Source organism: Bradyrhizobium sp. Kon37 (assembly GCF_055807535.1).
On record NZ_JBVVOY010000001.1, the window covers coordinates 150,583 to 163,840 of the forward strand.

Genomic DNA, 13,258 nt, shown 5'->3' on the forward strand with positions numbered 1-13,258 from the left:
GTCAGGTGAATTTGGCGCCGGGCTTCAACGGCACGCCGCGCAGGAAGTCCGCGGCCTGCATGCGCGCCTTGCCTTCGCGCTGGAGCTCGAGAAGGCGGATTGCGCCCTCGCCGCAGGCGATGGTGAGGTGATCGTCGAGCACCTCGCCGGGTGCGCCCGCGCCTTTCGCCAGCTCGCAGCGCAGGATTTTTACCCGCGCATTCTCAAGCTCGGCCCAGGCGCCGGGAAACGGCGACAGGCCGTGGATATGGCGCAGCACCTCGCGCGCGGGCCTGGTCCAGTCGATCCGCGCTTCGGCCTTGTCGATCTTGGCGGCATAGGTGACGCCGTCCTCACTCTGCTGCTTGAGCTGAAGCCCGCCGCGGGCGAGCGCGGCCATGGCGCGCACCATCAGATCGGCACCGAGCCGGGACAGACGATCGTGCAGATCGAGCGCGGTCATATTGTCCGTGATCGCGAGCCGTTCCGCCATGGCGACGTCGCCGGTGTCCAACCCGACATCCATCTTCATCACCATCACGCCGCTCTCGGCATCGCCGGCCATGATCGCGCGGTTGATGGGAGCGGCGCCGCGCCAGCGTGGCAGCAGCGAGGCGTGCAGATTATAGCAGCCGAGCTTTGGCGCATCGAGGATCGCCTGCGGCAGGATCATGCCATAGGCGACGACGACGGCCGCATCAGCGTCGAAGGCGCGAAATTCTTCCAGCGCCTCCGGCGTCTTCAGCGTCTTCGGCGTCAGCACGGGCACGCCAAGCTTTCGCGCGGCCTCTTCCACCGGGGTCGGCTGCAATTGCAGGCCGCGCCGGCCGCCGGGCTTGGGCGCGCGCGTATACACGGCCGCGATCTCGTGGCCATGCGCGACGAGCTCGAGCAGCGTCGGCACGGAGAAATCGGGCGTGCCCATGAAGATCAGGCGGAGGGGCATGTGGCGGCGCTCGGTAAGGATGGTTTCTCCGTCATGCCCGGGCTTATCCCGGGCATCCACGGTCTTGGCGACAAAGCAAGCAAGGCGTGGATGGCCGGGTCAAGCCCGGCCATGACGACGAGAGAGAACCCTACTCACTCCGCGCGCTTGGCGGCTTTCTCGAACTTCTTCAGCACGCGGTCGCGCTTGAGCTTTGACAGATAGTCGACGAACAGCACGCCGTTGAGATGGTCGATCTCGTGCTGGATGCAGGTGGCGTAGAGGCCTTCCGCGTCCTCCTCGTGCACCTTGCCGTCCAGATCCATGTAGCGCACCCGCACCTTCGCGGGACGCTCGACCTCCTCGTAATATTCGGGGATCGACAGGCAGCCTTCCTCGTAGACCGACAGGTCCTCCGAGGAGGAGAGGATTTCCGGATTGATGAAGACGCGCGGCTCGGGCTTGGTCTCGCCGTCCTGGTCGGGCTTGGCGAGGTCCATGGTGATCAGCCGCAGCGGCTGCGCGATCTGGATCGCCGCGAGCCCGATGCCGGGCGCGTCGTACATGGTCTCGAACATGTCGTCGGCAAGCTTGCGGATCTCCGGCGTGACCTTCTCGATCGGCTTGGAGACCAGACGCAGCTGCTTGTCGGGCAGGATGATGATTTCTCTGAGGGCCATGGCCGCGATTTAAGCCGGGCGTTCGATGCGGTCAATCCGGCCGGGAACCCCGTTAACCCTCCGCTAACCATAAAACTTCGGGTTTCGTTAACCATAAAAATTAACGGGGCATTTACCCTAAATGTTCGCTATTCGTTCGTGCCGCCGAGCGAATCGGCTAGAAGCAGGGGCATGAACGAGATCATTTTCATGCTCGGCGACTGGTCGGTGCGCACCGTGGACGCGCTGATCGGCTTCGGCGCCCTGGTCCTCATCCTGATGGTGGTGATCGCCGTCGTGATCGCGCGCTCCGGGCGGCGCGGGGCGGAACTCGCGATGGCCAACGCCATCCGCGCCGACGAACTCGAGGAGCGCATCAGCCAGATGCTGCATGCCCAGAGCGAGGCTTCGGGGCGGGTCGACGCCATGACCCAGACGCTGGCCGGCCGCCAGGCCGACATGGCACGCGCGGTCAACGAGCGGCTGGATTCGGTGACCCACCGCGTCGGCCAGTCCATGGAGCACACCACCCGCAACACCATGGAGAGCCTGCGCGCGCTGCACGAGCGGCTCGGCATCATCGACAGCGCGCACAAGAACCTCACCGACCTCACCACGCAGGTGACGACCCTGCGCGACGTGCTCGCCAACAAGCAGTCGCGCGGCGCCTTCGGTCAGGCGCGGATGGAGGCGATCGTCCAGGACGGTCTGCCGAAGGGCGCCTACGAGTTCCAGTTCACGCTCTCGACCGGCAAGCGTCCGGACTGCGTCGTGTTCCTGCCCGACCAGCGGCCGCTCTGCATCGACGCGAAATTTCCGCTGGAGGCGATGACCGCGCTGCATGACGCGCGCAGCGACGAGGAAAAGCGGATCGCCACGCAGCGGCTGCGCGGCGACGTCATGAAGCATGTCAGCGACATCGCCGAAAAATATCTCGTCGCCGGCGAGACCCAGGACATGGCGCTGATGTTCGTGCCGTCGGAATCGGTCTACGCCGAAATCCACGACGGTTTCGACGACGTGATCCAGAAGGCGTATCGCGCCCGCGTCGTGCTGGTGTCGCCGTCGCTTTTGATGCTGGCGATCCAGGTGATGCAGCAGATCATGAAGGACGCGCGCATGCGCGACGCCGCCGACCAGATCCGCACCGAGGTGATCAAGCTCGGCGACGACCTCGGCCGCCTGCGCGATCGCGTGCTCAAGCTGCAGAAGCACTTTGCCGACGCCAACGAAGACGTGCGGCAGGTACTGATCTCCGCCGACAAGATCGAGAAGCGCGCCGGGCGCATCGAAGAGCTCGATTTCAGCAAGAGCGATGCGCCGGAAGCACCGCATCTGGTCGCGACCGGCGCTGCCGAGCTGTTCCCGCGGAAGCTCCAGGCGGGGGAGTGACTTTCCTTACCTCGCCCCGCTTGCGGGGAGAGGTCGGATCGCCCTTGCGATCCGGGTGAGGGGGTACAGGTCTCACAACCATCTCATTTGTGGAGAGAGGCCCCTCACCCCGACCCTCTCCCCGTCAGAACGGGGAGAGGGAGAAGAGGCAGCGCTCCCAGAATCTGCTAACACCCCGCCATGACCGCACCCGACGCGACCTCCCCTGCCGGCTCCGGCACGGCCCCCACCTCCTGGCGTGACAGCCTTGCCGTTTACCTGCAGCCGCGGGTGCTGATCGTGCTGTTCCTCGGCTTCTCGTCCGGGCTGCCGCTGGCGCTGTCGGGCTCGACGCTGCTGGTGTGGATGCGGGAATCGGGCGTCGATCTCAAGACCATCGGGCTGTTTGCGCTGGTCGGCACGCCCTACACGCTGAAATTCCTGTGGGCGCCGCTGGTCGATGCAATGCATGTGCCGCTGTTCACGCGAGCGTTCGGGCGGCGGCGCGGCTGGCTGCTGTTCTCGCAATTGCTGCTGATCATCGCGATCCTGCTGCTGGCGCTGACCGATCCCGCCCGCTCGCCGTTCTACGTCGCGCTCGGCGCATTGCTGGTGGCGACGGCCTCGTCGACGCAGGACATCGTGGTCGATGCCTTCCGCGTCGAGAGCCTGCCGGAAAGCGAGCAGGCCGCCGGCATGGCGTCCTATGTCGCGGCCTATCGCATCGGCATGCTGGTCTCGACCGCCGGCGCGCTGTTCATCGTCTCGGGCTTCGAGAGCACCGGCATCACCCGCACGTCCGCATGGATGTGGGGTTATGTGGTGATGGCGGCGATGGTGCTGATCGGGACGATCACGGCGCTGGTCGCGACCGAGCCCGAGCAGTCATTGCGGGCGGAAGCCGCGACGCAGACGCAGACCGCGTTCGCGCGCGTGCTGCACGCGGCGGTCGGCGCCTTCTCGGAATTCCTGACGCGCAAGGACGCGCTTGCGGCACTCGCCTTCGTCGTGCTGTTCAAATTCACCGACGCCTTCTCCGGCACGATGACCGCACCGTTCGTGATCGACCTCGGCTTCTCCCGCAACGACTATGCGGCGATCGTGAAGGGGGTGGGCCTCGCTGCGACGCTGATCGGCGGCTTTGCCGGCGGCTTCGTCGCCCGGCGCTATTCGCTTGCGACCAGCCTCTGGATCGGCGGCGTGGTGCAGGCGCTCGCGAACCTCTCCTTCTCCTGGCTGGCCTTCGTCGGCACCAGCCAATGGGCGCTCGCCTTCGCCATCACCTGTGAGAACTTCACTAGCGCCATCGGCACGGTGATCTTCGTCGCCTATCTTTCGGCGCTCTGCCAGAACCCGCTGCACACGGCGACGCAATATGCGCTGCTCACAGCACTTGCCGCGGTGGGGCGGACCTATCTCTCGTCAGGCGCTGGCTTCGTGGCTGATACCACCGGCTGGCCGCTGTTCTTCGTGATCTGCATGCTGGTGGCGATCCCGAGCCTGGTGCTGCTGGCCTGGCTGCAGAAGCGCGGGCATTTCGATGCGCTGGGGCCGGTGAGGGTTTGACACTGCCGTAGGGTGGGCAAAGGCGCGACGCGCCGTGCCCACCATCGCGCTAACAGTTAGAGGAGGTGGTGGGCACGCTTCGCTTTGCCCACCCTACGGCATCCCAATCTGCTGCCCCCCTACTGCTTCTTGATCAGGCTCCACTTCGTGATCACGGCCTCGCTCATCTGGCCGGGGTCGCTGGCGCAGGCGATCTCGTCGACCTTGACCGAGATCTCCTTGCCGGCGAACGTCTTCAACTGTGCGGCCTGCGCGTCGCCGCTGGGAACGAGCTGGAAGGTTTCGGGGCCGGTCTCGAGATTGCACAGCCCGTTCGGCGGCGGCAGCCGGCGCGGCTCGGAGGTGATCTGGTAGGTCGCAACCCGCTTGCCGACGTTCTTGACGTCGCGCACTTTCATCGTGTTCAGCTCGCCCGAGAGCACCTCGCCGGCATTGATCGGCTTGCCGGGCTTCGACGGCGGCGGAGCCCCGTCGTCCTGCTGCGCGGAGATGGCCGGCGTCGCCAGCATCGTCAGCGTCGCGACCAAAGCCCATCGTGTGGCGAAAAGTTTCGTCATGTCGTCCGTTCCGTAAGTCTGGATGGCTAGAACAGGGTGCGCTGCCGCATCGCGGCCGATAGCGTACCTTCATCGAGATAATCAAGCTCGCCGCCGACCGGCACACCATGAGCGAGCCGGGTTACTTTTACGTTGGCGTCCTGAAGCAGGTCGGTGATGTAGTGTGCCGTGGTCTGGCCGTCGACGGTGGCATTCAGCGCCAGGATGACCTCATTCACCTGCGCCTCATGCGCGCGCGCGACCAGCGCCTCGATGGTGAGGTCCTGCGGGCCGACGCCGTCGAGCGGCGACAATGTCGCGCCCAGCACGTGATAACGCCCTTGAGTGGCATTGGCCCGCTCCAGCGCCCAGAGATCGGCAACGTCGGCGACGACGACGATCATCGAGGGATCGCGCTTCGGATCGGTGCAGACCGTGCAGGGACTTTGCGTGTCGATGTTGCCGCAGGTCTTGCAGACCTGGACCTTCTCGAGCGCGACCTGCATGGCCGAGGACAGCGGCATCATCAGCGCTTCGCGCTTCTTGATCAGATGCAGCGCCGCGCGCCGCGCCGAGCGCGGGCCGAGGCCCGGCAGCCGCGCGAGAAGCTGGACCAGCCGCTCGATCTCAGGACCCGCAACAGCGCCCATATTACTGGCCGAACAGCCCCGACAGCCCGGGCGGCAGGCCGAGCCCGCCGGTGAGCGACTGCATCTTCTCCTGCATGGCGGCTTCCGCCTTGCGGCGGGCCTCGCCGAACGCGGTGACGAGCAGATCCTCGAGCACCTCGCGCTCTTCCGCCTTCATCAGCGAAGGATCGATCTTGACGCCCTTGACGTCCATCTTCGCGGTCATGCGCACGGCGACGAGACCGCCGCCGGAGATGCCCTCGACCTCGACGTTGGCGAGCTGGTCCTGCATCTCCTGCATCTTGGATTGCAGCTGCTGCGCCTGCTTCATCATGCCGAAAATATCGACCATCGGTGCTGTCCTTGGAAAATTGGCTCTAGAGATCGTCGCCGTCGGAACCGTCGGGCGGATCGTCACTGCCATAGTCGGCGTTAATATCGGATTCCGGCGCCTCGGGGGCAAGCCTGCGGACCTCGACGACCTTCGCACCCGGAAAACGCGACAGCACCTCGCGCACGCGCGGATCGGCCTCGGCGGTGCGCGCATGTTCCTGCTTGGCCGCCTGGCTCACCGAGCGCAGCGTCGGCTGGCCCGGCTCGTTGGACACGATCACGGTCCAGCGGCGCCCGGTCCAGAGCTCGAATTTGCGCGCGAGATCGGAAATCATGGTCTTGGAGGCGTTGGGCTCGAGCGCGACTTCGAGCCGGCCCTCCTCGAAGCGAACGAGGCGCATGTCGCCTTCGAGCGCGCCCTTGGTGAGGAGGTCGCGCTTCTGCCCGGCCAGCGCGACGAGCTGGGTGAAGCTCGTGACGCGCAATACAGGCGCAGCAGCTTGCGGATCCGGCGCGGGCGTTGCCATCTGCGGACGGGCACCACCGCCGCCGAACGAGGACGGCGACGATGTCGGCATGCGAACCGGAGCCGCGGACGCCGTCGGCCCCGCCGGCGCGTTGCGCGCGGCACTGCCACCGCTCACGACCGGCGAACCCCCGCCGTTCTGCTCCAGCATCTTGATCGCTTCGTCCGGCGTCGGCAGGTCGGCGACATAGGCGATGCGCACCAGCACCATCTCGGCGGCCGCGGCGGGCCGCGTCGCGGCCTGCACCTCGGTGATGCCCTTGAGCAGCATCTGCCACATCCGCGACAGCACGCGCATCGAGATCTTCGAGGCGAAATCCCGCGCGCGCACGCGCTCGGTCTCGCCATAGGCGACGTTGTCGGCGGTCGCCGGCACGATCTTCACGCGGGTGACGAAATTGACGAACTCGGCGAGATCCGAGAGCACCACGATCGGATCGGCGCCGACGTCGTACTGGTCACGGAACTCCTTGAATGCGGACGCGATGTCGCCACGCGCCAGAGAATCGAAAAGATCGATGACACGGGTGCGGTCGGCAAGCCCCAGCATCTGCCTGACGGCATCGGCCTTCACGGTGCCCGCCGCATGCGCGATCGCCTGATCGAGCAGCGAGAGCGAATCGCGCACCGAGCCTTCCGCGGCGCGCGCGATGATGCCGAGCGCTTCAGGCTCGATCTCGACGTTTTCCTTGGCCGCGATGTTGGCGAGATGCTTCATCAGCACGTCGGCCTCGACGCGGCGCAGGTCAAAACGTTGGCAGCGCGACAGCACCGTGACCGGAACCTTGCGGATCTCCGTCGTGGCGAACACGAATTTGGCGTGCTCCGGCGGTTCCTCCAGCGTCTTCAGGAAGGCGTTGAACGCCGCCGTCGACAGCATGTGGACTTCGTCGATGATGTAGACCTTGTAGCGGGCGCTGGCCGGGGCGTAGCGGACGCTGTCATTGATCTGACGGACGTCGTCGACGCCGGTATGCGAGGCCGCGTCCATCTCCAGCACGTCCATGTGCCGGCTTTCCATGATCGCCTGGCAATGCACGCCGAGCGTCGGCATCTGGACCGTCGGGCCCTTCACCGAGCCATCCGGCATCTCGTAGTTGAGCGCACGGGCAAGAATGCGCGCGGTGGTGGTCTTGCCGACGCCGCGGACGCCGGTGAGGATCCACGCCTGCGGAATGCGGCCGGTCTCGAATGCATTGGAGACGGTGCGGACGACGGCTTCCTGGCCGATCAGATCGTCGAAGCTGGAGGGACGGTATTTCCGCGCCAGCACCCGGTAGGGCGTGCTGGCCTGGCCGGCGCTATCAGGGTTGGGAGGGGCGCCAGCGTCGGTCATCGGTCGATCCGCAATGAAGTGTCTTTCGGCCGGCTTTGCGGAAAGGAGCGCGCTGGCGGCCCGAGCCGCCGGCGCAATTCGCTCGGAAAAACAGGTAGGAGACTGACGAGCGACCCGATCCGGACCTCGTTAGGGCTGCTTCCTTCCGGACCTGACCCGGTTGGCGAGTGGCTCGTCCACCGCCAATCTCCCGGTCCCTATTTGGGGCCAAAAGGCCCGGAAAGCAAGCGGGTATCGGCTTGAACGGGCTGGGCTTCGTAGTGGCTTGCCCAGCATCCGGGCAATTCCCGCTCTGCACAGCCGATAGGCTGTGCTTTCACTGCCGGAGGCGCCTTGGTAAGAACGCTGCCGGAACTCCTTCCAACAGAAAAGCGATTGATCCCAATGGTTACACGTCGTGATGTTGCATCGATTGTCGGACTTGGCGCGATGGCTGCGGCGACGCTGGCCTCCCCGGCCGTGGCGCAGACCGCCGATACCAACGAATCGACCTTCGCCCGCATCCGCCGCACCAAGAAGATGCGGATCGGCGCGGTCGGCGGCGGCGCACCCTATTACATGAAGGATCTTTCGACCGGCCAGTGGAAGGGCTTTTACGTCGACATCGCCAAGGCGCTTGCCGAGGACATGGAGGCCGAGCTCGAGATCACCGAGACCACTTGGGGCAATTCGGTGCTCGACCTGCAGTCCAACAAGATCGACATCTTCTTCGGCCTCAACCCGACCCCGAAGCGCGCGCTGGTGGTCGACTTCTCGGTGCCGGTCTTCAACAACGCCTTCGGCATCCTCTGCAAGAAGGACTTCAAGCCGAAGAGCTGGGCCGAGTTGAACTCGCCCGACGTCAAGATCGCGGTCGACCAGGGCTCCTCGCACGACCAGGTCGTCAGCCGCCTGACGCCGAAGGCGCAGATCTCGCGGTTGAAGACCGCTGACGACGCCACCGCCGCGCTGCAGACCGGCCGCGTCGACGCGCAGTGCCTGATCACCATGCTGTCGCTGACCGTGCTGAAGAAAAACCCTTCGCTCGGCCAGTTCGTGCTGCCGACGCCGATCTTCGCCACCACGTCGAACGCCGGCTTCCGCCGCGAGACCGACAAGACCTGGCGCGACTACGTCAACACCTGGATCGACTTCAACAAGGGCCTCGGCTTCATCCGCAACGCGATCATCACCAACATGGAGCTGGTGGGCGTGACCGAGGCGGACATTCCGCCGGGCGTTTCGTTGTAAGGTGTGATGAGCGCCTGAGTCTCCGCACGTCATGGCCGGGCTTGTCCCGGCCATCCACGTCTGACCCGCGCCACCAAGAACGTGGATGCCCGGGACAAGCCCGGGCATGACGACAAGTTTCGGGTATGAGTTAAGCACGCATGTATCAGTGGGACTTCGGCATCCTCTGGAGCTATCGCTGGCTCTTTCTCAACGGGCTCGGCGTTACCGTTGGCTTTACCGTGGTCATCGTCGTGCTCGGCCTCGTCTTCGGCCTGTTCGGCGCGTTCGGCACCCTGTCGCGATTTCGCGCGGTGCGCCTGCTCGCGCTCACGTTCATCGAGGCGTTCCGCTGCACGCCGATCCTGGTGCAGCTGATCTGGTTCTATTACGCGCTGCCGATCCTGGCGGGTGTCGAGATGACGCCGATCACGGCCTCGGCGCTGGCGCTCTCGCTGTATGGCGGCTCGTTCTATTCGGAGATCATCCGCGGCGGCATCATCTCGATCGATCGCGGCCAGTCCGAAGCCGGCGCCGCGCTCGGCATGACGCCGGGCCAGAGCATGCGGCGCATCGTGCTGCCGCAGGCGATCAAGCGCATGATCCCGGCGCTGATGAACCAGTCGATCATCCAGTTCAAGAACACCTCGCTAGTCTCGGTGCTGGCCGTGCCGGACCTCGTCTACCAGAGCCAGGTCGCCGCCCATGACAGCTACCGTCCGCTGGAAACCTACACCGCCGTCGCGGTCGCCTATGCGGCGATCCTGATTCCCCTGACCATCATGGTCCGGCGCGGCGAGAAGCGACTGGCGGTCGGCGAATGAGCGACACCTCTTCCAAGATCGAGATCCGTGCCCTGCGCAAGAGCTTTGGCAGCAACGAGGTCTTGAAGAACATCAGCCTCGACGTCACCAAGGGCGGCGTCGTGGCGCTGATCGGCCCATCCGGCTCCGGCAAGTCGACGCTGCTCCGCTGCATCAACCTCCTGGTGACGCCCGACGGCGGCAGCGTCCGCGTTGGCGACACGAGCTTTTCGTTCGGCGAGGGTACGAAGCTTCCCGATGTGAAGACGCTGGCCAGATTCCGCGCCACCACCGGCATGGTGTTCCAGCATTTTAATCTGTTCCCGCACATGACGACGCTCCAGAACGTGATGGAGGGGCCGGTCACCGTGCGGCGCATGGCCAAGGCGGACGCCGCGACGCTCGCGCGCGCGCAGCTCGCCAAGGTGGGCCTTGCAGAGAAGGCCGACCAATATCCGGCAACGCTCTCCGGCGGACAGAAGCAGCGCGTCGCGATTGCCCGCGCACTGGCCATGGAGCCGGACGTGATGCTGTTCGACGAGGCCACCTCCGCGCTCGATCCCGAGCTTGTCGGCGAGGTGCTGGCCGTGATCCAGCAGCTGGCGTCGGAGGGCATGACCATGGTGATCGTGACCCACGAGATCGCCTTTGCCCGCGAAGTCGCCGACCGTCTGATCTTCATGCGCGACGGCGTCGTGGTCGAGGAAGGCCCGGCGCGGCAGGTGATCGACAATCCGCAGGAAGCAGCGACGCGCGCCTTCCTCAGCCATTTCCACCGCACCGGCGCATTGCCGCCGACCAACGCAGTACCGTGATGCCTGAAATCAACCGCGTCTATCTTGTCACCGGCGCCGCCAGCGGCATCGGCCGCGCCACTGCAAAACTGCTCGCGGAGCCCGGCACCGCGCTGCTGCTGCACACGCGCTCCAACGCAGCCGGTCTCGACGCCACCGCAGCGGAAGCCGAAGCGCAAGGCGCGATCGTCGCGAAATGCCTCGGCGACCTCGCCGAGGAGGCCGCGGTCACCGACGCCGTCGCCGCTACGCAAAGCGCCTTCGGCCGACTCGATGGATTGATCCTCGTCGGCGGCCATGCCCGCCGCGGCAGCGCCATCGGTACGCCGGCGGATGAGTTCCGCAAGGCGATGGACGAATCGGCGCTGGCGTTCACGCGGTTGGTGGACGCGGCGCTCCCGCTGCTGCGTGCAGGGCGAGATTCGCGGATCGTGGCGGTGTCGTCCTTCGTCGCGCACGCGATCCGGCCGGAGTTCGCGCCCTTCGCAGCGACGGCCGCGAGCCGCTCCGCGCTCGAAGCGCTGGTACGGCTCACCGCAGTCGAGCTCGCCAAGGAGGGCATCACCGTCAACGCAGTCGCGCCGGGCCTCATCGTCAAGGACAAGCCCAGCGAAAGCCGGCTTTCACCCGAACAGATCGCCGCGACCGAGGCGCTGATCCCGATGGGCCGCCGCGGGCGGCCGGAGGAAGTGGCCGAGATCATCGCCTTCCTGGCGTCCGCGAAAGCATCCTACGTCACCGGCCAGGTCTGGCACGTCAATGGGGGCCTGACATGACCGAAGCAACCGTCGAACGCATCAGGCTGTTCCTGATCGAGAGCCCGATCAAGATGGCGCGCCTGCAAGGCGTCGGTAACGTCAAGGGCACGGTGAAGCGCGTGCTGATCGAGCTCACTTCCAGCGACGGCGTGATCGGCTGGGGCGAGGCCGCACCGTGGGAAGTGTTCACGGGAACGCCGGAAGCGGCCTTCTCCGCGCTCGACATCTATTTGCGGCCGATCGTGCTCGGCAAGCCGGTGCGCCGCATCCGCGCGCTGATGGCCGAGCTTGATCGCGCGCTGGTCGGACATGCCGAAGCCAAGGTCGCGATCGAAATGGCGCTGCTCGACATCGTCGGCAAATCGTCGGGACTTTCGGTCGCCGACCTGCTCGGCGGCCGCGTGCGCGACACGATCCCGCTGTCGTTCTCGATCGCCGATCCGGATTTCGCCGCCGATCTCGAACGCATGCGGAAGATGGTTCCGGACGGCAATGTCATCTACAAGGTCAAGACCGGCGTGAAGCCGCATCGCGAGGATCTCGATCATCTCGCAGCGATCCGCAACGAGTTCGGCGACAAGGTCGACCTTCGCGTCGACTACAACCAGGCCTTAGCGCCATTCGGCGCCATCAAGATCCTGCGCGACGTCGAGCAGTTTGCACCGACCTTCATCGAGCAGCCGGTGCCGCGCAAATTTCTCGACGTGATGGCGCAGCTCACGGCGGCGCTTGAGACACCCGTGCTCGCGGACGAAAGCTGCTTCGACCGCCGCGACATGATGGAGGTGGTGCGCCGCGAGGCGGCAGATGCCGTCTCGATCAAGCTGATGAAGGCCGGCGGCCTGTTCGAGGCGCAAGCGATCATGGCGATCGCCGACATCGCCGGCCTGCCCGGCTATGGCGGCACGCTGTGGGAGGGCGGCATCGGGCTCGCCGCCGGCACGCAGCTGATCGCGGCAACGCCCGGTATCTCGCTCGGCTGCGAATTCTACATGCCGCATCATGTGCTGACCGAGGACGTGCTGGAAGAGCGCGTCGCCAATCGCGGCGGCCACGTCGTGGTGCCCGACGGCCCCGGTCTCGGCATCCGCGTCAGCGAAGCCTCGGTCCGCGCCAATGCGCGGGTGCTGGCGGAGGCCTAAGCCCCCACCGTCGTCCTGGCGAAAGCCAGGACCCATTACCCCAAGGAGAAGTTTGTGGCACGAAGTCGGTAACCCCGAATCTTCGCCAAACCCAATCCTGTGGTAATGGGTCCTGGATCTGCGCTGCGCTTGTCCAGGACGACGATCGCGTATGCCGCCTCTGCGGAGCGCCATCCTTCCCCAATCAGATTCCGTATCGTATGGTCGGCGCAAATATTCAGGGGTTCCGCCCCGCCATGCCCGATTCCCAATGGGCCATCCGGAAACCTTCATGTCCGAACCCGCCTGGTCGCTGCACTCCCGCCTGAAAGAGGACACTATCGACATCGGCGATTTGCCGCTGTCCAAGGTGCTGGTCATCAAGGACGCGCATTATCCGTGGCTGCTGCTGGTGCCGCGACGCGCGGATGCGGTCGAGATCATTGATCTCGACGAGGTGCAGCAGGCGCAGTTGATGACGGAGATCTCCCGCGTCTCGCGCGCGCTGAAGGAGATCACCGGATGCGACAAGCTCAACATCGCGGCACTCGGCAACCTCGTGCCGCAGCTTCACGTCCACGTCATCGCGCGCCGCACCAGTGACGCCGCCTGGCCGCGGCCGGTCTGGGGCGTGATGCAGCCCTTGGCGCACGACGCCACCGAGGTGCAGACTTTCATCAGCGCGCTTCGCCGCAAGATCTGGTTGGGTTGAA

14 protein-coding genes and 1 other RNA gene are annotated in these 13,258 nt (G+C 65.7%); 8 read left to right on the plus strand and 7 right to left on the minus strand.

Going from position 1 to position 13,258, the window contains the following annotated elements; all coding sequences use genetic code 11:
• Position 1: 1 nt before the first annotated feature.
• Together fmt and def are read right to left on the minus strand one after the other, a co-directional pair.
• Positions 2–925 (minus strand): methionyl-tRNA formyltransferase, encoded by a 924-nt coding sequence (fmt, locus tag AC0L3J_RS00820; protein ID WP_473345532.1) that lies wholly within the window; start codon positions 923–925, stop codon positions 2–4.
• Between the two features lie 134 nt (positions 926–1,059).
• Complete coding sequence (def, locus tag AC0L3J_RS00825) at positions 1,060–1,584, minus strand: peptide deformylase (RefSeq protein WP_473345533.1); 525 nt, start codon at positions 1,582–1,584, stop codon at positions 1,060–1,062.
• A gap of 171 nt (positions 1,585–1,755) precedes the next feature.
• Between def and AC0L3J_RS00830 the strand changes: the two genes are divergently transcribed.
• On the plus strand, positions 1,756–2,955 hold the full coding sequence (locus AC0L3J_RS00830) for a DNA recombination protein RmuC (protein WP_473345534.1): 1,200 nt from the start codon (positions 1,756–1,758) through the stop codon (positions 2,953–2,955).
• Positions 2,956–3,135: 180 nt separating this feature from the next.
• A complete protein-coding gene (locus tag AC0L3J_RS00835) occupies positions 3,136–4,500 on the plus strand; it encodes an AmpG family muropeptide MFS transporter (protein WP_456767311.1) in 1,365 nt (454 codons plus the stop codon).
• A gap of 119 nt (positions 4,501–4,619) precedes the next feature.
• Here AC0L3J_RS00835 and AC0L3J_RS00840 read toward each other — a convergent pair whose 3' ends face one another.
• The 5 genes from AC0L3J_RS00840 to ffs form a co-directional block, all read right to left on the minus strand.
• Positions 4,620–5,057, minus strand: coding sequence for a hypothetical protein (locus AC0L3J_RS00840; RefSeq protein ID WP_106941196.1), 438 nt, complete (start codon positions 5,055–5,057; stop codon positions 4,620–4,622).
• Between the two features lie 26 nt (positions 5,058–5,083).
• Positions 5,084–5,686, minus strand: coding sequence for a recombination mediator RecR (gene recR, locus AC0L3J_RS00845; RefSeq protein WP_473345535.1), 603 nt, complete (start codon positions 5,684–5,686; stop codon positions 5,084–5,086).
• 1 nt (position 5,687) lies between these two features.
• Entirely contained in the window at positions 5,688–6,017 is a 330-nt protein-coding gene (locus AC0L3J_RS00850; RefSeq protein WP_007597704.1) for a YbaB/EbfC family nucleoid-associated protein, read from the minus strand.
• Positions 6,018–6,042: 25 nt separating this feature from the next.
• Positions 6,043–7,860 (minus strand): DNA polymerase III subunit gamma/tau, encoded by a 1,818-nt coding sequence (locus AC0L3J_RS00855; protein ID WP_473345536.1) that lies wholly within the window; start codon positions 7,858–7,860, stop codon positions 6,043–6,045.
• Positions 7,861–7,954: 94 nt separating this feature from the next.
• Positions 7,955–8,051, minus strand: an RNA gene (gene ffs / locus AC0L3J_RS00860) — signal recognition particle sRNA small type.
• 193 nt (positions 8,052–8,244) lie between these two features.
• Here ffs and AC0L3J_RS00865 point away from each other — a divergent pair.
• From AC0L3J_RS00865 to AC0L3J_RS00890, 6 genes are all read left to right on the plus strand, one after another.
• A complete protein-coding gene (locus AC0L3J_RS00865; RefSeq protein ID WP_473345537.1) occupies positions 8,245–9,090 on the plus strand; it encodes a transporter substrate-binding domain-containing protein in 846 nt (281 codons plus the stop codon).
• A 140-nt stretch (positions 9,091–9,230) separates the two neighbouring features.
• Entirely contained in the window at positions 9,231–9,893 is a 663-nt protein-coding gene (locus AC0L3J_RS00870; protein WP_018453014.1) for an amino acid ABC transporter permease, read from the plus strand.
• The gene (locus AC0L3J_RS00875) at positions 9,890–10,687 is read left to right on the plus strand and encodes an amino acid ABC transporter ATP-binding protein (RefSeq protein ID WP_473345538.1); all 798 of its coding nucleotides are present in this window, start codon (positions 9,890–9,892) and stop codon (positions 10,685–10,687) included. The genes AC0L3J_RS00870 and AC0L3J_RS00875 overlap by 4 nt, the downstream gene beginning before the upstream one ends.
• Positions 10,687–11,442 (plus strand): SDR family NAD(P)-dependent oxidoreductase, encoded by a 756-nt coding sequence (locus AC0L3J_RS00880; protein ID WP_473345539.1) that lies wholly within the window; start codon positions 10,687–10,689, stop codon positions 11,440–11,442. The genes AC0L3J_RS00875 and AC0L3J_RS00880 overlap by 1 nt, the downstream gene beginning before the upstream one ends.
• A complete protein-coding gene (locus AC0L3J_RS00885; RefSeq protein ID WP_473345540.1) occupies positions 11,439–12,566 on the plus strand; it encodes a muconate cycloisomerase family protein in 1,128 nt (375 codons plus the stop codon). The genes AC0L3J_RS00880 and AC0L3J_RS00885 overlap by 4 nt, the downstream gene beginning before the upstream one ends.
• Before the next feature lie 271 nt (positions 12,567–12,837).
• Positions 12,838–13,257 carry an HIT domain-containing protein gene (locus AC0L3J_RS00890; protein WP_473345541.1) on the plus strand — a complete coding sequence of 140 codons (420 nt, stop codon included), beginning with the start codon at positions 12,838–12,840 and terminating at the stop codon, positions 13,255–13,257.
• Position 13,258: the final 1 nt, after the last annotated feature.